We start from the raw sequence: 19,711 nt of genomic DNA on the forward strand, positions 1-19,711 counted from the left end.
GCGTAGTTTTCTCTGTCATTGTGAGCGGAGCGAGCAATCTTCCGCACGCTAGGATTTCTCGGGCGCTGGTGCGCCCTCGCAATGACAGTAGGGGGGTCGGGGCGAGTATAGTTCCCTCTGTCATTGCGAGTGCAGCGGTCGCTGCCAGCGCACAGTTGTTTGGGATAGGTGTGTAATATCATCGGGAAGCCGTGCGCTGCCGCTTGTCGCGTGTGTTTTTGAATGGAAGGCCCGGTGCACGACGGGAACGCACGGGAGGCGCTCTGCGGATATAGTTGTGCAAATGACATAACTATGGTCTTGTTCGTCTCATGTATGGTAGCGACCACCGGCACTGCCTTGCCAGCCTTCATAGCGCCGGTGCTTCTCCCTCCCAACTCATATCTGAACTTGAGCCAACCGTCTTTTCATCGTGTGGCGAATGTGTTACACTATAGCCGTTACACAGCGTCACGTTGCCGCGAGAGTCTGTTCGTCCGTTTGAGGCCCGATCGACTCCCCTGTCCGCAAGACCTCCACGCCTGAGGAACAGCACGCGGCGCTGTGGGCCGCCGCCCGCTCTGAGGCGAAGCGTGTGGTGTCGTAGGTTCGGAGGCGTGGTTTGTGGGCAGTAGCCCCGTGAGTGACTGCGTTGGCTAAGCAACGCGGAGGGAGTTGGACCGGATGTATGTGAAGCTCTTTGTCGGCAATTTGGCTTGGAGTGTCGATGATGCAACCCTCGAGCAGTTCTTCCAAGCTTACGGTGATGTACGTAGCGCGCGGGTAATTAACGATCGTGAGACCGGTCGATCGCGTGGCTTTGGCTTTGTTGAGATGGACGTTACTGACGTTGCGAAGGTCATTAGCCAAACCAACGGTCAACCGATCAACGGGCGTGAGATTCGGGTCAACGAGGCAGAGGATAAGGGCTCGCGTGGCCCTCGTTCCGGCAGTGACCGCGGAGATCGCGGCGGCTTCGGCGGTCGGCGTTATTAACGCTTCCCATCGAGCCGGTCGCGCCTCAACTGGCTCGCGTGCGGAATTGCTTTACCCCCCTGTTATCGACAGGGGGTAAATTGTGTCTAGGATGCGAGTATGACAGTCATTCTCTTCCTTGTTGGTGTTGTGCTATTAGTGTTCGGTGCCGATCTGTTAGTCCGTGGTGCTGCAAGTTTGGCCGCTAGTATGGGCGTCTCGTCGTTGATTATCGGGTTGACGGTCGTGGCCGTTGGGACGAGTTCGCCGGAGATTGCGGTGAGTTTGCAGGCTGCCTTTCAAGGACAAGGTGCTATTACGCTCGGAAATATCGTGGGGAGTAATATTGCTAATGTGATGCTGATCTTGGGTGTGGCCGCAATGTTTGGCCCGCTGCCGGTAGATCGGCAGATTTTCCGGCGTGATTTGCCGATGATGATCAGTGCGTCGGTGTTGACGTTGCTGCTTGCCCTTGACCGCGAACTATCACGAGTCGATGGAGGTGTTATGCTGCTGGGTCTACTCGGGTACATGTGGGCGATCTGGCCACGTGATGAGACCAAACAGGCATCGGTTTCGCATCATCATCGACAACATTGGCGGAGCGTAGTGTTACAACTGGCGATGGTGGTCGGTGGTCTTGCCCTACTCATCCTTGGGGCGAACTGGCTGGTCGGTGGTGCAGTTGCCTTTGCGTCGTGGTTTGGTGTGAGCGAACTGATAATCGGGTTAACGATAGTCGCCGTTGGTACGTCATTGCCTGAAATTGCCACTTCGGTGATTGCCGGGTTGCGAGGTGAACGTGATATTGCAGTGGGGAATGTGATCGGCAGTAATATTCTTAATCTGTTACTCGTACTGGCGCTGACGATTGTTTTGTCGCCACAGCCGATTGCCGTGCCTGTCGAGACGGTTCAGCTCGATCTACCGGTGATGATTGGGTCAGCCCTTGTGTGTCTCCCTATCTTCTTTACCCGCCGCATAGTCTCGCAGCGTGAGGGTAGCTTATTATTGGTATATTATCTCAGTTATACACTCTACTTAATTCTCAGTGCTAGCAATAGTGAGGAATTGCCGCTTTATAATGCGGTCGTCGGCTTAGTGCTGGTACCGCTGACAGTTGTGTTGTTGGTGGTGCGTGCATTACGCTGGCTGGGCGAAGAGCGTCGACTGCGTCAAATGACAGGTGTAGCTGAGTAGATGCGAGTCTTTTATTCTGACACCTTTGTCCTGCCGTTACCGCCAGGGCACCGCTTTCCAATGGAAAAATATGCGTTGCTGCGTGAGCGGGTCATAGCCGATAACATTGTGCCGTTCGACCGGCTCCACGTACCCGAACCGGCCAGCGTTGATGAATTGGTCCGGGTTCATACACCGGCATACATCGAACGGGTGATGACCGGTCGGTTAACAGGCGCCGAGATACGTCGGATCGGTTTTCCGTGGTCGCCACAGATGGTTGAGCGCTCACGTCGGTCGGCGGGAGCGACGATTGCTGCGTGCCGGGTGGCCCTGCAAGAAGGGGTGGGCGTGAATTTGGCCGGTGGCACGCACCATGCGTTTGCCGATGCTGGGGCTGGCTATTGTGTCTTTAATGACGCAGCGGTAGCAGCGCGAGCGATGCAGGCGGAAGGTCGTGCCTGTCGGATTGCGATTATCGATTGCGATGTGCATCAAGGTGATGGTACGGCAGCAATTTTTGCCAACGATCCGACCGTTTTCACATTCTCAATCCACGGTGCCCATAATTTTCCCTTTCGCAAACAGCAAAGCGATCTTGATATTGCGTTACCCGATGCAACCGGCGATGCTGCCTACCTCGATGCGCTCGAGTGGGGACTACGGCAGACCTTTGCTGCGGCCAAACCCGATCTGGTGATCTATTTAGCCGGTGCTGACCCTTACTACGATGATCGTTTGGGTCGATTGAGTTTGACCAAGGCCGGTTTAGCCGAACGTGATCGACTCGTTTTTGGCTATTGTCGGTCGGCGGGTGTGCCGGTGGCGGTAACAATGGCCGGCGGGTATGCGCGCCAGATCAATGATACGGTCGATATTCATGCCCATACGGTGGCCGCTGCGGCGTTGGGATACTTGTAGCTACATCGTAGAATCCTGAACTTCAATAGATCCGTTATCACAAAACCTTCGCATAGATGTGGTGAAGGGTACATGCAAGGGCAGTACCGGTGACATATCTAATAGCGGAGGAACCACAGTGACAACCGAAAACACCAAGCAAAGCGTCTTCTCTCGGCGAAGTCTGATCAAAGGAGCGGCAAGTTTGGGGGGAGGGTTGATGGTCGCGAGCTTTGCCAGTCTGTTTGGGATTCAAACGGCATCAGCCGGCCATGATCACAAGGACGATCCGCAATTGATCTTGAATTTGGCTGCTACTGCTGAGACGTTGGCGACAACCTTCTACTACGCGGCATTAACTTCGGCAAAGTTCAAACTTGCTGAGGAAGATGTTCTTTACCTCAAATTTGCATTAGACGCCGAGAAGTACCATCTCGATTTTCTGGTAGCCAACGGTGGTCGGGCGCTGACCAACCAGTTTTATGTCCCGGCGAACTTGCTCAGTGATCCAGCACTCTTTGTGCAAGTAGGGGCTGATGCTGAGACAGCGTTTGTCGGGGCGTATTTAGCGGCCACGCGCCGTTTTGCCGAGTTGGGGGTAGATCGGATTGCCGGTACGACGGCCCAGCATGCGTGCAGTGAAGCGCAACATCTGGCATTGATTCGCGAGATCGGTGGCTTTGTGCCCAATAATCTGGCGCTGCCGTTACCGATTTATTACAACGTTTCAGATGCGGTGCCAACCCTGGCGCCGTTCTTGCAAGGCGGGCAAGGGTTTATCGGTCCGGTAATGGCACCGACGGCGGCACAGATTATGGCGGTCCTTGGTGGAGTCAAATCTGACCCAACGAAGCCCTACACGCAAGTGTTCTAAACTCTCGTGGAGAGAAGATGCGCCGGACGGTTCAGCGCCTTGCGTATTGACCGTCCGGCGCTCCCTTGTCTGTTTAGTGCCGCTGCCAAAGCATTGAAAAGGTGCTTCAATGAGTGAACCGAGCCTCTGTTCAAGGCTTGTTCGGCTATAATACAGTATCTCGATTGTCCGGTTGAAGAAAAGGTCTTGCATTCGATGCCTCCAGAACAGCCTGCAGAGAGTGGTTTACGCGATCTGAGTGATGAGTTTCTGATCGATTTGATTGTGCAGCGGGAGGAAGCAGCGTTGGGTGAACTGTACGATCGCTACGCTGCTTTGGTGTATGCCATTGCCCTTCGGATCACCGGTGACCGACAGACCGCCGAAGAAGTGATGCAAGACGTGTTTCACAACATTTGGCAAACGGCAGGTGGATTCCGTCGGCAGGCCGGTTTGGTTGTGCATTGGTTGATCGGAATAAGTCGGCATCGCGCAATTGATGCCTTGCGTAGCAAACGAGAACAGGCGCGGCGTCGCGAGGTGACAGGAGTCGATGTTGGAACATTGTTGCCTGCCGGTGTCGAAAGCGTTCTCGAACAACGCATATTACGTGAGACAGTACGAGCAGCTCTGGCCGATCTCCCACCAGCTCAACGACAGGCCATCGAAATGGCATATTATGGTGGTTTGACGCAACGCGAAATTGCTGAACAGCTTGGCGAGCCATTGGGTACGATCAAAACACGATTACGGCTTGGTTTGTTGAAATTACGCGATGTACTACGTTCGCTGGTGGAGTAAATCGTATGGAACAACCGTCGGAAGAAGAAATAACGGAGCTGTTGACTGCATATGCGCTCGATGCGCTTGACCCATCAGAACGGACGCGCGTACAGCGATTGTTGACCGAACGGCCCGAATTGCAGCAGATGCTCACCGAACTACGCGCAGTTGCCGATCTATTGCCGCACAGCCTTGATCGTCCGGTATTGCCACCCGAACTACGGCAGCGCACGATTGATTATGCGGTTGGTCGGCGCCGGCGGAACGAGCAAGGGCCTCCCGTCGTTTTATCCCGTCGATGGCGTCTATTGAGGGTGGCTTGGAGCAGTGTAACGACCGTCCTCTTCATCGGATTGGTCATAGCGATGGTTTATCTGAACAGTTTGCGCCAAGAGCTATCGCTTGCCATTCAAGAGCGTGATCGGGCACAAGCGCTGGCAGCAACCGTGCAGGCCTCTGCCCGGCAATTAGCAACTCTCTTCACGTCATCCGAACCGATAGCGACACTTACCGGTGACGGTGGGCAGGGCGTAGTCTTCCGTGATACGACGGGTCAGATCGTCGTGGTGGCCGCCTTGCCGCCGTTGCCTGCCGATCAAGTATACCAACTCTGGCTCATCGAAGGTGAGACTGCACCGGTGAGTGGTGGTGTCTTTACCGTGGATGTCAGCGGGTACGGTCTGCTGCGCTTGCCAACGACGAGCGCGATGAGTGGTACAACGCTGGCGGTGACTGCCGAACCGGCACCAGGTAGTCCAGGTCCAACCGGTACGATCTTGATGGTCGGGAAGGTAACATAGATAGACGTTACAACATAAGGTACAAAGTATACGTTTGGCAAAAAGGCTTGCTTTAGATAAGCGCTTTCAGACGTGCTATACTAAACACAAGTCAGGCACATCAGGGAGCGCTTATGACCGAACCGGCACATATTTTGGTCGTTGAAGACGACCCCGATATTCGGCGAATCTTTCAAGCGGTACTCTCCCGTGACGGCTTTCGCGTCTCAATTGTCAATTCAGGCGAAGAGGCGTTAAGTTTTCTGCAACTGATTACGCCGGATTTAATCTTACTTGATTTAGCTTTGCCCGGTATTGGTGGGGATGAAGTAACCAAGCGAATAAAGTCGGATCATTCGAAGCCTTTCATTCCGGTGATTATCGTTTCGGCCCACGCCGATCTCGATACAAGCGTCAGTAATCTCGATGCCGGCGCCGATGATGTACTGGTCAAGCCGGTTGATTTCAACCTCTTGCTGGCACGGGTACGCGCTTTGCTGCGTCTGCAACGGGCACAACGTAGTTTGCAGCAAGAGCAGCGCAAAACGGAATTATTGCTCCACCTCTCTCGCGATCTAGGATCGAGCATCGATCTCGATGTATTACTCACCGGTTTTCTCAACCATTTGGCCGATGCTGTTGGCGCAGTACGGGCGAGCATTATCCTGACCGGTTTTGTCGAAGATAAAATCTTGCTCTACTCAAGTAGTCGCCATCCGGCAGTCGCCGAGTTGCAAGATATTGTGCGTTACGGAGTGGCCGGTTTGGCCTTGCGTGAACGCGGCCCGATTTTGATTGCCGATACGCGGCTCGATCAGCGCTGGTTGGTCACCTCGCCGGTCCATAACGATGTACGGTCGGTCGTGGCGATGCCGATCATCCGTGACAATCGGGTATGGGGAGTGATCACACTCGTTCACCATACACCGGGCTATTTTACCGCAGAACATTTAGAATTGTTAGCTTCGGTGGCAGCCCAAAGCGCGGTGGCCCTAGAGAGTGCGCGTCTGTATCGGTTGAGTGAGCAACAGAAAGAGCTGCTCGCGCGACGGGCCGAAGAATTACGTCAGATCAACGAGATCAATCGACTCTTGTCGGAGTTAATGCAGATCGATCAACTGGGGCGCTTGTTGGTGCAGATGCTCCACCACCAATTCGGATACCCATTGGTGGCACTGGTGCTGCGTCAAGCCGAACAACTTGTGGTGCAGTCCGCTGCCGGCACCCAGCAGTTTGAGACGGGAAAGATGGTGATCGGCGCCGAGCGTGGTATCAGTGGGTGGGTGTGTCGTAACCGTGAGCCGTTGCGGATCGACGATGTGACCCAAGATGCCCGCTTTATCCCTTTCTTGCCCGATGAAGCGCGGATGCGGTCGGCGTTGAGCGTGCCGGTGCTGTTGCCGCGCGAAGGGGTAGTAGGCACCATTGAGCTGCGTAGTCCGCAGCTTGCTGCGTTTAGTCCGAACGATGAGGCCATTGTATCGGCGATTGCCAATCAGTTGGCGATTGCGATCTACAATGCCCGCTTATTTGCGAATGAGCAACGGCGGATTGCCCAACTTAGCGAGATCAACCGATTGTCGCTGGCCCTGACCGCACAGTTCACGGCACCTGATAATCTCCAACGCACGGTCGAAGCGGTTTCCCAGATCTTTCAGGTAGACCAGGCAGCAATGGTGTTGTTTGGTATTCAGCCCAGTGAGACGGTTGTCGTAATGAGTGGGCCGGCATCACTACACGATAACGATCTCATCAATTTTGTCAGCAATCATTCCTTGCTGGCTACCTATGTCGCCAAATTGGAGCAGCCACAACAATATACAGATTTAGATGCGCACGATATAGGAGCTCCGCTGCGAGCGTTCTTTGCCGCCCGTGGGATTCGATCAATCGTGATCGTTCCACTCGTTGTCACCGGTCAAGCTCAGGGCATTCTGGTGTTGGATATTACTCGACGGGGGGCGCTGGAGAAGACGGAATTAGAGATGGCCTCGACCGTCGCCAGCCTGATTGTCCAGATTTTGGAAAATGCTCGGCTATACCGAGTTGTGAATGACGAGCGTTCAACCCTCGATGCAGTCTTGCGGAGCGCAACCGACCCCATTTTACTGATAGATACTGATGCGCGGTTGCTCTTGGCGAATCCGGCCGCCCATGAGCGCTTGCAGATCGATCCGGTCGTTCACCGTGATCAACCGGTTGATCAATTCCCAGCGTTGCGTGCTGTGTTGCCGTTTCTTAATCGAGACAGTCCGACGACGGTTGAGATCGAGCCGAAGCCGAACGTCAATTTTAGCGTCAGCATTGCGCCAGTGCGAGGTGTGGATAACAAAGAGATTGGCCGCGTTGTCGTCTTTCGCGACATCAGTGCGATTAAACAACTCGAACGGCAAGAGCGTGAACGGGTGCGCAGTGTCTTCCGTCGCTACGTTTCACCACAAGTCGCCGAACGGTTGTTGAGCGCCGGAAGTGATTTTGGCGCACCAACCGAGCGTACTGTGGCGGTGCTGTTCGCCGATATGCGCGGTTTTACCACTCTGACCGAGCAAATCGGTGCGCGGGTGTTGGTCGAGCGGATTCTCAATCGCTATTTCACCGCTATGACCGAAGCGCTTTACGCTTACGATGGCACGATTGACAAGTTTCTCGGCGATGGGCTGATCGGTGTGTTTGGTTCACCTATTGCCCATCCTGATGATCCACAACGAGTGATTCGAGCGGCAGTGACGATGCAGCGAGCCTTTGCCCGGCTGGCTAAACAGTGGCAGGAGGAGCTGAATCTACGAATCGGGATGGGAATTGGGATCAGTTATGGCACGGCCGTTGTTGGTAATGTCGGTTCGGCGCAGCGCCAAGATTATACGCTGATCGGCGATGTGGTCAATACAGCCTCACGTTTGTGTGGCATTGCGCAGGCCGGTCAGATAATTGTCTCATCACAGTTGGCGAGTGTGCTCGGTGAACAATCGCCTTACCCGCTGCGGTTACTGGGCGTGACACGCTTGAAGGGGAAACAGGAAGAACATATGATTTACGAGGTGGTGCTTGATCAGATGGTGCGTACCTCGCTGGCCCGTTGATGTTTCTGGTTGGATGAAGAACTCGTTCGCTTTTTGCGAATTAATCTGACACTACTTGTTGAAAAACGTCATACAGAAGCTTCTCTTGACAGGTTGTTGTCAACCCTTTAAGATACGCGCAACCGGTAAGATTATTTCCCGGCTTACTTCATGCTAGAGGAGTAACGTAACCATGGGGTTGTCTGTGCGGCGAATCGCTCGCTTTTGGCTGTTCTGTTGTCTGATTGCAGGAGTATTGGTGAGCTGTACGACACAACCGGTTATTCTAACCGGTGTCGTTACTGATGCCTATACCGGTCAACCGGTTGTTGGGGCGACGGTCACAATCGGTGAGCTGACGCTTACCACCGATGATCAAGGTCGGTTTCAGACAGAACGCTGGCGTCCAGAGGATACCTTATCGTTCAAAGCACCGGCTTATGAGCCGCTCGAAATGTCATTGGTCGATCAGCCTGGAGTAGGTGAAAGCAGGGTGCTGACGGTAACAGTCACAACCGCTCTGCGTCCGAATGTATTGAGCGGTACGATCACCGATATGTATACCGGTCAACCGGTGGGTGGGGCTGAGGTGCGGATCGCCGGTAATGACGGGATGAGTGCCGTCACCGATGAGAGCGGTCGGTATACGCTGACGAATGTACCCGAAGCGTTTACGGTGACGGTCAGCGCTCCTCAGTATGCGCCTGTTACCGAGCAAGTGGCGCGAGTTACGGTGTTCGATATGAGTCTGCGTCCGAACACGCTGAGCGGTACTGTTACCAATAGTTACACCGGTGAGGCGGTGGCCGGAGCGACGGTCACGCTTGGTGCAATTAGTGCGACGACGGATGACACCGGCCGTTATCTGTTGCGTGACGTGCCGGCGGAAAGCGGCAAAATCACCGTGACCGCCGATGGGTTTGCTTCTGTGACACAGCCGTTTACGCGCACGACGACGCTCGATGTCGCCATTCGGCCTGATACCCTGGTTGGTCAACTGATCGACGCTACCACCGGTAAGCCGGTACCCAACGCAGCAATCATCGCCACAGAGACGCTCACCTCGACAGCCGTTGCTTTTGTGCGAATTAACGACAGTGTTGAAGGTCGTTTTCGTCTACCGAATCTGCCTGAACGTGGCTTTGTGCAGGTCTTGGCACCGGGGTACGCTAAGCGCGTGATCCCGATTGAACCGGGGAAGATGCCCGATCGGATTGAGCTTGAGCCGTTCTACGTGCGTGGTATCTATATCACGGCGGCAGTGGCGTCGGTGCCGAGTCTCGTTGACAAATTTCTCGACCTGATCGAGCGTACCGAGTTGAACACGCTGGTAATCGATATCAAGAGCGATTTACGCGATGATCTGGGCGTTGTTTATTACGATTCACAGGTACCGTTAGTCCGCGAATTAGGTCTGAGTACACCGCGGGTCGATTTTGCTTCCATCTTGGCGAAGGCTAAAGAGCGTGGCATCTATACTATTGCCCGCGTCCAACTCTTTTCACACGATAATGCTCTCTCTGATGCTCGCCCTGAGTGGTCGATCCGTCTACGTTCGACCGGTGAGGTGTATGCTGATTATCCGGGGCCGGGGATTCGATATGCATACCTCGACCCGACCAACCAAAATGTGTGGGATTACAACATTGCGTTGGCGGTCGAGGCGGCGCAAATGGGTTTCGATGAGATCAATTTCGACTATATCCGCTTTCCCGATTGGTTTGGGAAGTACAGTGAATTCAGCGAGAAGCTGCTCTTTAGTGAGCCGATCGATCCGGTGACGAACCCCGGTCGAATGTACGATGTGATCCTTGAGTTTATGCAGCGTGCCCACTCTGCGGTCAACGCTGCCGGTGCGTTTATGTCGATTGATGTCTTTGGGCGGGTGGTCAATGGCCCTTCACTGACGATTGCCCAAGATATGACCCGCATGGGTGAATTTACCGATTATATCTGCCCAATGCCTTACCCGTCGTTGTGGTGGGGTGGACTGGAGAACATTGCGGTGCCGGTGAAATTCCCCTACGAGACGATTAAAATTGCCGTTCGCAACGGTGGCCGGCAGATGATGGCAAGCTATGCTAAGCAACGGCCATGGCTGCAAGATCATACCGATCCGTGGGGACCGGTCGTGGTTGAGTACGGCCCGGTGGAAGTGCGTGCCCAGATCGATGCCACCGAAGAGCAGCCAGAGGCGGCGAGTGGTTGGATTTTGTACGACTCGGCAAATATCTATAAGGGTGCATTCAACGGTGCAGTGCGTCCGGCGCCATAGGGCATTGTTATAACAGCGCGTTTCCAGATCATCGTCGCTGTCTGTCCGATGGATGATACTCGTAGGTACCGGTATAATCATCGGTATGACAACGTTCAATGGTCATGGATATTGCAGCCTAATCTGGGCCGAGTGGCAATAGTCGCTCTGGCGGCGAGGCATGGGTTATGATCCAACACAAAGCGCTGCGGATTGGTCTCCTTCTCGTGTTCGCCGGAATCCTCGCGGCAACATTACCGGTTGCAGCGCGGCCAAGCGCACTAGCCGCACAAGTTTCGAGTTGGCGATTGAGCAGTGTGCGTGATTGGGAGGCCGGCTCGATCTCCGATCTGTTGGTGGTGAATAATGCCGGCGGCGAGTTACGGTTGGCTGCTGAGGCGAGTACAGGTACCTTTGTCTCGGCGCCGTTTGAGACGGCGTTTGCCGTGAATGCAGCCGGTGCGGTGTGGCGCGCCGAGGTCATTGACGGGACTGATGTGCGCCTTGAGTTACGGGCGCGTGCAACTCCGCCGGGTGAGAACGACGAGGGATGGGGGCCGTGGACACCACTGGTCGTGGCCGATAAACCGCCGGCTGCTGACCCCGATGCGTTGACGACAGCCGTGCCGTTGGCATTGCCCGACGATACGCGCTATCTGCAATTGCGGGCAACGTTCACCAGCCAGATACCACGTGCCTCTGCCATTCTTAATGAAGTGACCGTCTCGTATCTCGCCACCCAAGTCTCACCGCCGATCTTCGCTGCCGGTTTGCCGCAGCGTCCGATCTTGTTCGGTCAGCCGGTGCTTACCGAACGCCCATTACAAATTGCTCGTGCCGATTGGGCTGAACCGGCCGCCGCTCGTCTCGAGCGGCGCGATCCACGTGGGGTTGTGATCCATCAGATTCCGGTTGATGTGCCACCGTCGGCAACGTTGGCTTATCTGCGCGCGTTGCTGGTCTATCAGACGAGCATTCTTGATTGGGATGATCTGATGTATCACTACATCATCGATAGCGAGGGTAATCTGTTTGAAGGTCGTCTTGGTGGGCCGACATCGCCGGTACGGTTGGTTGAGGGTAGTGTCGCCGATGTGCAGATTGCGCTGTTGACCCCGGTCGATCAGCCGCCGACCCTGGCGGCACAAGCTCGCCTGACGGCGCTGCTCGCATGGCTAACGCAGATTTACAACATTCCACCGACCGGTCAGCGGCCGTCAGCCGGTGGTGATGGGCTACGACCAACGATTGCCGGTCATTATGAGGTCAACCCAACAGCACTCGATCCGTATCCCGCGTTCCGTGATCGTTTACCAACCTTGCGCACGCAAGTCGATGCGGCAACGGTGCGCGCACGCTGGTATTTCGCTGAAGGGAATACCGCCGGTTATAGTCAACGGCTAAGCTTCTATAATCCGGCCGGCCGTCCGGCAACCGCACGAATTACACTCTTCCCCGAGGGGGGGCAGCCGGTTGTGCGTGAATTGCAAGTCCCCGGTGGTGGACGCGCCGATCTAAATGTGAACGAGCTTGTGCCCGGTGCGAATGCACTACCGGCAATGGTAGAGGCGAATGAAGCGATCCTCGCCGAGCGATCGATGGCCTTGACGAGTGACATCGATAGCGGTCCCGGTGTCGATCGGCTATCGCGGGTGTGGTACTTTGCCGACGGGAGCACCACCGCACAGACCCAGACTTATCTGATCATCTTCAACCCGCAGCCGAATGACGCGAGTGCGCAAATTACCTACATGCGACGCGATGGGACGGTCTTTACGCAGGATGTGCAGATCGGTGCGCGTAATCGGTTGGTGGTTGCGGTACACGACATCACCTTACCTGACGGCACACGGCCGTTGGCCAATACCAACTTCGGGATGCGGGTGATCGCTACCTTGCCGGTAGCAGTTGAGCGGACAATGCGGTTTGGTCCTGGTGGGAGTGGTTTGCACACCGGTCGCGGGATCGATCAGCTCGGTCGGCACTGGTTCTTCGCTGAAGGTACGACCGAAGGCGAGTTTCGTACTCAGTTGTTGGTATTGAATCCGAATAGCCAACCGGCCAATGTCGAAACGATCTTTCGCGGTCCGCAGGGGGTGGCGGCAACGCGCCGTTATGCGATCCCGCCCCGCACTCAATTGGCGATTGACGTGAACGAAGTGGTGCCGAATCTCGGTTTTGCCACTGAGGTGAAGGCTGACCGACCGGTAGCCGTTGAACGTGCGATGTGGTTTGCCGGTGGTAATGTAGGCACGATTAGCGCCGGTGCGCGCGAACCGGCCTACCGCTGGGCGTTCATTGACGGTCGGACAATTGATGCGACGTATTATCTGTCTCTGAGTAATCTCAGCCCGCTCTCGGCGATGGTGAACGTCGAGGCAGTTTTCGGCGATGGGACGAAAACTGAACTCGGTGTGCGTATCCCTGCCGGTGCGCGCTATACGCTAGCCTTGCACGAAGCATTTCCTAACAAATCGGCAGTGACAGTGATCGTGCGAAGCAACCAGCCGATTGTTGCCGAACGTTCGCTCTTTCCCGGTGGTGGTGTACGTGGTGGTAGTACGGCCCTTGGTATTCCATTACCGTAGGCAGCATAGTGGTGAGGTGCCCAGCGCAAAGCTGTAGTGCGAGCATCCGCTTTACAGCTCTGCGCTTTGCCATCACGATTTTCGCAAGCGCCGCCGGAGCGCTAGTACGCCGGCAACGCCGGCAATCGCGGCGGCTACCATCGTGGTGCCGGGGATGATCAATGGTGGGAACAGAGCGGTTAATTCGGTCGGTGGCTCGGTCACAACCCGCACATCTTCTGGCGGTGGTGCATTGACGAGGCGGGCCAAATTATCGAGGGTTGGAATGATCGAATTCGCATAGCCTTGGGCGATCCGCTTACGCAGTAACGAGAATGGGAAGAACGTAGGTAATACATAAATGAGCGCCACACCATTGGTCACACGGGTCCCGTTGGCTTCGGGTTGTAACGCAAATATCCATGCTTGGGCAATACCGGGAGCGTTGGGTAAGCCAACCCGCCAGGCAAAGCGGTAGGGTGGATCCCAAATCACAACGCGATTGGCAGTGACATAGTGAATGCCACGCATCAACTGTTGTGACTCAAACACACTGCCCACGTGCAGCGGTTGATTGTCTCGAATAGTAACAGCTTGCACTTCACCGCTGCCGGCAATCTGCGGATGGCGCTCAACATCACTCACCAATTCCCAAATAGATTCGACCGGTGCATTGATGCGACCGCTCACGGAGGCGCCAGTATACCGAATCATACTCTTTCGTATCTCCTTACATAACTCCTGAATGGGGTAACGAAACCGATAGGCGATAGGGCGTACTGATCTACAGGATAGTGTACCGTAGGTCAGTTGTACCGACTCACGAACGGCGCAGACGTGCCACCAATTGGGTATAGAATTGATTACTCGGACGCAAACGCACGAACGTACATACTTGTGGGCTGCGGCGAACGATCACCTCATCTCCTTCTATCAAATCAATGTTCTCACGACCATCGACCGCGAGCAGAGCATGGTGACGGGAGCGTAACTGCATCGTCACTACTGCATCCTCGTGTAACACCATCGACGGAATATTGGTGAGATGGGCTGCAATCGGCACTAGCACCAACGCCTGTGAGCGCGGATCGACAATTGGCCCACCGGCAGCTAGTGCATACGCCGTCGAGCCGGTGGCGGTAGCAACAATAACGCCGTCGGCGTGATATGTCGTTAGCGGACTATCGTCAATAGTGACGTGAACGTTGACAATCCGGCTAATATCGCTCCGTGAAATGACCACCTCATTGAGTGCCGTATGCTGACCGAGCTTTTGACCGTTACGCCAGAGCTGTGCTCGTACCAGGGTACGCTCATCAAACCAGCCGCCACCGTTCATGATTTGTTCGCAGCCACTGTAGACCTCTTCCGGTCCGATTTCGGCCATAAAACTCAGATGCCCAAGGGCAACTGGCAAGACGGGGATGTTATGTGGGAAACAGAGACGGGCGGCACGCAAAACGGTCCCATCGCCTCCCAAGGCAATCATGAGATCACAATCGGCAACCAATTGTGGTTGATCGCGAAACTCTTGTGACACACCCCGCGTGGTTTTGATACCACGTGCAGTTAACCAATCGGTTAATTCGCGCGATACTTTAATCGAGGCGTCACTGAGCGGATTGTACAAGACCGCCACGCGCTCTAACATTACGAAACCTCCGTTCACGTTGTTTGCATCAGGATACCATAGAAACGAGTCGGTAGCGAGAACAACCTGACTTGCCAATAGTGATCGTGGTATACTGCTTGTGCATTCCGCAAAATAACCGCGCTATCTGAGGTGTATGTTGGAACATGTTCAGCAACTTGCTGCGCGTATCGTGACGAATGTCGAACAGGTAATTATCGGCAAGCGTCAGATCGTCGAATTAGTGTTGGTCGCGTTACTCTGTCGCGGTCATGTGTTAATCGAAGATGTTCCCGGTACCGGTAAAACGATGCTAGCGAAGAGCATTGCCCGCTCAATTGGGTCGAGCTTTAAGCGCATTCAGTGTACTCCCGATCTGCTGCCGAGTGATGTCACCGGCGTATCGATTTTCAATCAGCAGACACGTGAGTTTGAATTCCGGCCTGGCCCGATTATGGCCCAGATTGTGTTAGCCGATGAGATTAATCGGGCTACGCCGAAGACGCAATCGGCTTTGCTCGAGGCGATGGAGGAGCGGCAAATTACTGTGGACGGCATTACGTATCCGTTGCCGCAACCGTTTGTCGTGTTGGCGACGCAAAACCCCATCGAATACGAAGGAACGTTTCCGTTGCCGGAAGCGCAACTCGACCGATTTCTCGTGCGTGTCCATCTCGGTTATGCCGACCGTCTCGATGAGATTGCTATTCTCAAGCGACAAAGAGAGGGTCATCCACTAGAGACGTTGTCTAAGGTCGTTGAAATTGACGAACTGTTGACCCTCCAAGAGGCGATTAAGCAAGTTCATGTTGATGATCTCATCGTTGAGTATATTGTGGCGCTGACGACGGCGACGCGCAATCATCCTGATGTGTATCTAGGGGCTAGCACCCGAGGTGCGTTAGCGCTCTATCGTGCGGCCCAAGCCTGGGCTGCGCTCAACGGGCGTGATTACGTCACCCCCGACGACATCAAAACGTTGGCTATACCGGTGCTCGCCCATCGCCTGATTGTCAGCCCGGCGGCGCGGGTGCGTAATGTAACCGCCCAGGCAGTGATTGAAGAAGTGCTCACATCGGTACCGGTGCCGGGAGCGCGGGCCGGTCGTCGTTTTGAGCGGGTGATTGCCGGTTGAGCAGGGTTACCATAGGTGCAACGATGGCTGATACACAGAACGAGGCAGGTGTTCGTCGCCAAGAGGTTTTGCGGCTCGCTTTGCAACGGATTGTATTGTTGCGTGAGACCGGCCCGAAGAGTGCTGTATGGCAGCGGGCCCGGATCAAAACAATGTGGCGTCTCCAACAGCAGTTGCTCACCGATGCTGCAATGATGCAGACGGCGAATACTTATGATCACGAATCGACTGTCGCAGTGGTTGACTCAAGCGGGTGACGAACTCTACGGCTTTGCATTGGCCTTGGCACCTGATGAACGAGCGGCACGCAGGTTGTTGCGGCAATGGGCGGTTGCTTTGCGTTCTCATCCACCTACTACGTGGAACGATGATGAGCTGTTGACGCGGCTCTATCAGGTGGCGACGGTGATGTTCACGCAGCCGGTGCAGCGCCGTCCGGCACCGCCGGCAATACCACTCCTTGGCCCACTCCGCGCTTTGCCACTCCCGCAACGGATGGTCGTGCTGGCGTATAGCGTGTTAGGCGCTGAACATACACGTCTAGCACGGATCGTTGGCCTCGAAGCCGATGAAGCGCTCTCACTCCTTGAACAAGCAGTACGACAGTTAGCTCCTGTCACCGGTCATGCCCTTTCTGTTGATGTTAGCAGTTCTGAGTGCCAAATCATCCACCGTGCCTTCCTCGATCCGCCGAACTATCTGATGATGTTTGAGAAGGTTCGGCAGCATCTTCAAACGTGTCCCCACTGCCGCATCTTCGAGCGTGAATGGCAAGAAACGATGCGCTCGTTGCGACCGGCGCTGCGTCGGTTGGTTCAGGCGACACCGCTACCGGCAGCCGAGTGCAAACGGTTGCTGCAAGCAACAATAGCGCCTCGAACGCGGCTAGGACAATTGGCTCCGCTGGTCGGACTGCTTACCTTCGTCGGGTTGATGACCGTCATCGTGCTGCCCGGCTTGTTCAGGAATCCGTTTACCGTGATCGCGACCGGTGCTGCCGAACCAACCGTGAGTGCTGCTGAATTGGTAGCACGAGCGCTGATGCACGGGGGCATTCCCGAACCCGAAGGACCACCGATATGGCATGCCCGTTACCAGACCATCTGGTATTTCAACAATCGCACGGTTGCTCCGCTCTATGCCGAAATCTGGCACGATCGTGCTAATCCGGCGCGTCATCGCTTGCAATTACGTCACATCGAAGGTGGTGCGCCGTATGAGTTTCAGTTGGGTGATGGTTTGCGCCGTCTGTATTATGCCATTGATGGGGCGTATGCTCCTTCTCTCTACGGCGATCTCCCAATACGCGCCTTACCCAACGAGCCAGAGTTAGTTGTCGCCGAGCTTGATCCGACTGAGCAGCAGGTTGCTTTTCACGCCCGCCGAACAACCGGCCCATGGTCAATCGTGCCGAACTATCTGCACCAAGCCGCTGCTGCACCCGATCTGCGCTTATTGGGACGGCAGCGCATCGGTGAGCGATTGGCCTACATCGTTAGTTTTCGTGGTATTAGTCCGGTTGATCTACCGGCTGATGAAGCGGAACCGGTTACCGTTCTGATGGCTATCGGTGAGCAAGATGGTCACGTGCTCAGCGTGACCGAATTGATCGGCCCACCCGGTAGTACACAAACGAGTCGGGTTGTTTGGCGACTCGTCGAATTTAATTGGCTGGTGAGCGGTGAACAGATCCGCGATGCGTTTACCTTTATACGGGCGTGGAACGGGCGGGCCGAAGCGACGAGTGGATCGGTACAAGACCTGTTTGATCCTGCGTGGCCGTTAGTGCGTGCCGGATATGTGGTGTTACCGATTGTATCTGACGGTGGCTATCCATCGCCGAGTGATGACCAGAACGGGTCGTTTGGTAATATTCTGAGTGATTCGCAAATCATCCCGGCCAAGCCACCACTAGGCATTGAGCAGGCAATGCTGCTGCGGTTGCAGGGGCCGACTTTGAATGGCGCGATCTACAGTGGCCCTGGGAAGCGATTGGTGATCGCGTTTGATCGGTTACCCGGCGTTGATACGTCGATCTCGGTTGAAATCATTGGACCGTGGCGTGTGCGGATTGAACCAATGCGCGGTCAGCGGTATCGGGTGGCAATAGAGAGCAATACGCGACAGCGTCGCGGTGTTGGTGGAGGACGTCTCGCTCTTGATGTGTTCGGTTTTAGTCGTGATGAACTGCGCGCGTTGATTAGCTCATTGCAGCCGATCTATCGCGTCGATCTGTCCGCGCAGGCAGCACTGTTTGGGATAAAATAGAACGAACAAGTGTGTATTTTCAGCGAGTTGTCAGAACTCACCTGCATGTATGCTGAGTGCAAAAGAGAAAAAGAGTGGTCATCGGCATTAATGCAACAAGTGTATATTCAGAGATATGATGGTAGAGCATAGATAGGTTCAGGAAAAGAGGAAGATTATTGACGCTAGATATATTAGGTCATTACCCACCTAATGCAATGCCATGCGTATGTGGTTTGTACTCATCTTCCTGCGAGGAAGGTATCAGTTGATCTTGAAACACTTGGTTTTTCAGCGCCATTCGGCTGTGCGTCTGATAAATCATGGGCATTCCGGTCGCTCTCTGCTTGTTATGGAAGCAGCGGATCGAGACGTTATTTCTAGACTGAATATTTGGCTGGTCAGGTAATTTACCGGCCAATCGTCACCTAACTCGTGGTATACTCGTTAGCAATGGGGATAGGCAAAGCAATGCAACTCCGTACCGATCTGACGACACGCACCGAACAAGCAGCCTATCTCGCCGATGCGCTTGCCGGCTTGTACCAGGGACCGGCCACCCCGTCACCGATCCGTGGTGGGCGGCGGGCCGCGTTACGGCGGTTGCGCGCCTTTGATGTGCGCAACTATGCGCGGACCCGTAACGATGTAGCGCGGCGTACCGTCTCACAACTCTCGCCATACCTTCGTCACGGCGTTCTCACACTTGCTGAAGTGCGTGATTCGATTCTGAGTCGATTCGGTCATACACCCGATACTGAAAAGTTTGTCAACGAATTAGTATGGCGTGCATTCTGGCAAATCGTCTATGCCCATCTCGGTGAGCGGATTCATCACGATCTTGAGCCGGCAAAGCATCGCTCCCGTGTAGCGCGTCGTTTGCTCCCACCCGAAGTGCTCACTGCGACGACCGGTCTTGTGTGTATTGACGAGTCGTTGCAGGAGTTGTACACAACTGGCTATATGCACAACCACGCACGTATGTGGGTCGCCGCTTATCTGCAACACTGGCTCGGTGTGGATTGGCGCGAGGGGGCGGATCTCTTTTACCGTCACCTCCTCGACGGTGATCCGGCCTCGAATAGTCTGTCGTGGCAATGGGTGGGTAGTACCTTCAGTCACAAGCCGTACATCTTTAACCGCCAAAACGTTGAAAGGTTTAGTGGTGGTACGTTCTGTAACCGCTGCCCACTTGCTAACGGTGGTTGTCCGTTTGATGAGAGCTATGAACAACTCGCCCGTCGTCTGTTTGGGGTAACCTTAGCCGAACTGGATGGGCAACGATGAACGATTGGTTTTGCCGCGTTACATCCAACGCTTGGGCGATTACGGTTTGACAATGGTACCATAGTGTCAACCACCGGTGACTGT

The 19,711-nt window shown here is 54.9% G+C and carries 15 protein-coding genes; 13 read left to right on the top strand and 2 right to left on the bottom strand.

What is annotated here, in order from left to right; all coding sequences use genetic code 11:
- The first annotated feature begins 663 nt into the window (after window positions 1–663).
- From AC01ZF_RS03280 to AC01ZF_RS03320, 9 genes are all read left to right on the top strand, one after another.
- Complete coding sequence (locus tag AC01ZF_RS03280) at window positions 664–975, top strand: RNA recognition motif domain-containing protein (protein ID WP_424677030.1); 312 nt, start codon at window positions 664–666, stop codon at window positions 973–975.
- A gap of 99 nt (window positions 976–1,074) precedes the next feature.
- The gene (locus AC01ZF_RS03285) at window positions 1,075–2,154 is read left to right on the top strand and encodes a calcium/sodium antiporter (RefSeq protein ID WP_476575114.1); all 1,080 of its coding nucleotides are present in this window, start codon (window positions 1,075–1,077) and stop codon (window positions 2,152–2,154) included.
- The gene (locus AC01ZF_RS03290; RefSeq protein ID WP_476575115.1) at window positions 2,155–3,054 is read left to right on the top strand and encodes a histone deacetylase family protein; all 900 of its coding nucleotides are present in this window, start codon (window positions 2,155–2,157) and stop codon (window positions 3,052–3,054) included.
- A gap of 118 nt (window positions 3,055–3,172) precedes the next feature.
- A complete protein-coding gene (locus AC01ZF_RS03295; protein WP_428112744.1) occupies window positions 3,173–3,907 on the top strand; it encodes a hypothetical protein in 735 nt (244 codons plus the stop codon).
- Window positions 3,908–4,102: 195 nt separating this feature from the next.
- Entirely contained in the window at window positions 4,103–4,687 is a 585-nt protein-coding gene (locus tag AC01ZF_RS03300; protein WP_428112743.1) for a sigma-70 family RNA polymerase sigma factor, read from the top strand.
- A gap of 5 nt (window positions 4,688–4,692) precedes the next feature.
- Window positions 4,693–5,469 (top strand): anti-sigma factor, encoded by a 777-nt coding sequence (locus AC01ZF_RS03305; RefSeq protein WP_424675826.1) that lies wholly within the window; start codon window positions 4,693–4,695, stop codon window positions 5,467–5,469.
- Window positions 5,470–5,582: 113 nt separating this feature from the next.
- Window positions 5,583–8,528, top strand: a complete 2,946-nt coding sequence (locus AC01ZF_RS03310) for a GAF domain-containing protein (RefSeq protein ID WP_428112741.1) — start codon at window positions 5,583–5,585, stop codon at window positions 8,526–8,528.
- Window positions 8,529–8,700: 172 nt separating this feature from the next.
- Entirely contained in the window at window positions 8,701–10,782 is a 2,082-nt protein-coding gene (locus AC01ZF_RS03315) for a putative glycoside hydrolase (RefSeq protein WP_424675828.1), read from the top strand.
- A gap of 167 nt (window positions 10,783–10,949) precedes the next feature.
- Window positions 10,950–13,349, top strand: a complete 2,400-nt coding sequence (locus AC01ZF_RS03320) for a DUF5719 family protein (protein WP_428131882.1) — start codon at window positions 10,950–10,952, stop codon at window positions 13,347–13,349.
- 72 nt (window positions 13,350–13,421) lie between these two features.
- Here AC01ZF_RS03320 and AC01ZF_RS03325 read toward each other — a convergent pair whose 3' ends face one another.
- Together AC01ZF_RS03325 and AC01ZF_RS03330 are read right to left on the bottom strand one after the other, a co-directional pair.
- A complete protein-coding gene (locus AC01ZF_RS03325; protein ID WP_424675830.1) occupies window positions 13,422–14,042 on the bottom strand; it encodes an SRPBCC family protein in 621 nt (206 codons plus the stop codon).
- Window positions 14,043–14,148: 106 nt separating this feature from the next.
- Entirely contained in the window at window positions 14,149–14,979 is an 831-nt protein-coding gene (locus AC01ZF_RS03330) for an NAD(+)/NADH kinase (protein ID WP_424675831.1), read from the bottom strand.
- A 136-nt stretch (window positions 14,980–15,115) separates the two neighbouring features.
- Here AC01ZF_RS03330 and AC01ZF_RS03335 point away from each other — a divergent pair, with 136 nt between their 5' ends.
- From AC01ZF_RS03335 to AC01ZF_RS03350, 4 genes are all read left to right on the top strand, one after another.
- On the top strand, window positions 15,116–16,093 hold the full coding sequence (locus tag AC01ZF_RS03335) for an AAA family ATPase (protein ID WP_424675832.1): 978 nt from the start codon (window positions 15,116–15,118) through the stop codon (window positions 16,091–16,093).
- A gap of 23 nt (window positions 16,094–16,116) precedes the next feature.
- Window positions 16,117–16,350: a hypothetical protein gene (locus AC01ZF_RS03340; protein WP_424675833.1), complete on the top strand. Its 234-nt coding sequence runs from the start codon at window positions 16,117–16,119 to the stop codon at window positions 16,348–16,350.
- Entirely contained in the window at window positions 16,307–18,361 is a 2,055-nt protein-coding gene (locus AC01ZF_RS03345) for an anti-sigma factor (RefSeq protein ID WP_424675834.1), read from the top strand. The genes AC01ZF_RS03340 and AC01ZF_RS03345 overlap by 44 nt, the downstream gene beginning before the upstream one ends.
- 450 nt (window positions 18,362–18,811) lie before the next feature.
- Window positions 18,812–19,627, top strand: coding sequence for an FAD-binding domain-containing protein (locus AC01ZF_RS03350; protein WP_428112736.1), 816 nt, complete (start codon window positions 18,812–18,814; stop codon window positions 19,625–19,627).
- Window positions 19,628–19,711: the final 84 nt, after the last annotated feature.

The sequence above is a fragment of the Chloroflexus sp. genome, assembly GCF_056331925.1.

Coding starts and splice junctions, on each gene's coding strand:
- AC01ZF_RS03345 (WP_424675834.1), top strand. CDS start 16,307: ATGATCACGAATCGACTGTCGCAGTGGTTGACTCAAGCGGGTGACGAA.
- AC01ZF_RS03320 (WP_428131882.1), top strand. CDS start 10,950: ATGATCCAACACAAAGCGCTGCGGATTGGTCTCCTTCTCGTGTTCGCC.
- AC01ZF_RS03305 (WP_424675826.1), top strand. CDS start 4,693: ATGGAACAACCGTCGGAAGAAGAAATAACGGAGCTGTTGACTGCATAT.
- AC01ZF_RS03335 (WP_424675832.1), top strand. CDS start 15,116: ATGTTGGAACATGTTCAGCAACTTGCTGCGCGTATCGTGACGAATGTC.
- AC01ZF_RS03330 (WP_424675831.1), bottom strand. CDS start 14,979: ATGTTAGAGCGCGTGGCGGTCTTGTACAATCCGCTCAGTGACGCCTCG.
- AC01ZF_RS03310 (WP_428112741.1), top strand. CDS start 5,583: ATGACCGAACCGGCACATATTTTGGTCGTTGAAGACGACCCCGATATT.
- AC01ZF_RS03340 (WP_424675833.1), top strand. CDS start 16,117: ATGGCTGATACACAGAACGAGGCAGGTGTTCGTCGCCAAGAGGTTTTG.
- AC01ZF_RS03285 (WP_476575114.1), top strand. CDS start 1,075: ATGACAGTCATTCTCTTCCTTGTTGGTGTTGTGCTATTAGTGTTCGGT.
- AC01ZF_RS03315 (WP_424675828.1), top strand. CDS start 8,701: ATGGGGTTGTCTGTGCGGCGAATCGCTCGCTTTTGGCTGTTCTGTTGT.
- AC01ZF_RS03350 (WP_428112736.1), top strand. CDS start 18,812: ATGCAACTCCGTACCGATCTGACGACACGCACCGAACAAGCAGCCTAT.
- AC01ZF_RS03300 (WP_428112743.1), top strand. CDS start 4,103: ATGCCTCCAGAACAGCCTGCAGAGAGTGGTTTACGCGATCTGAGTGAT.
- AC01ZF_RS03290 (WP_476575115.1), top strand. CDS start 2,155: ATGCGAGTCTTTTATTCTGACACCTTTGTCCTGCCGTTACCGCCAGGG.
- AC01ZF_RS03280 (WP_424677030.1), top strand. CDS start 664: ATGTATGTGAAGCTCTTTGTCGGCAATTTGGCTTGGAGTGTCGATGAT.
- AC01ZF_RS03325 (WP_424675830.1), bottom strand. CDS start 14,042: ATGATTCGGTATACTGGCGCCTCCGTGAGCGGTCGCATCAATGCACCG.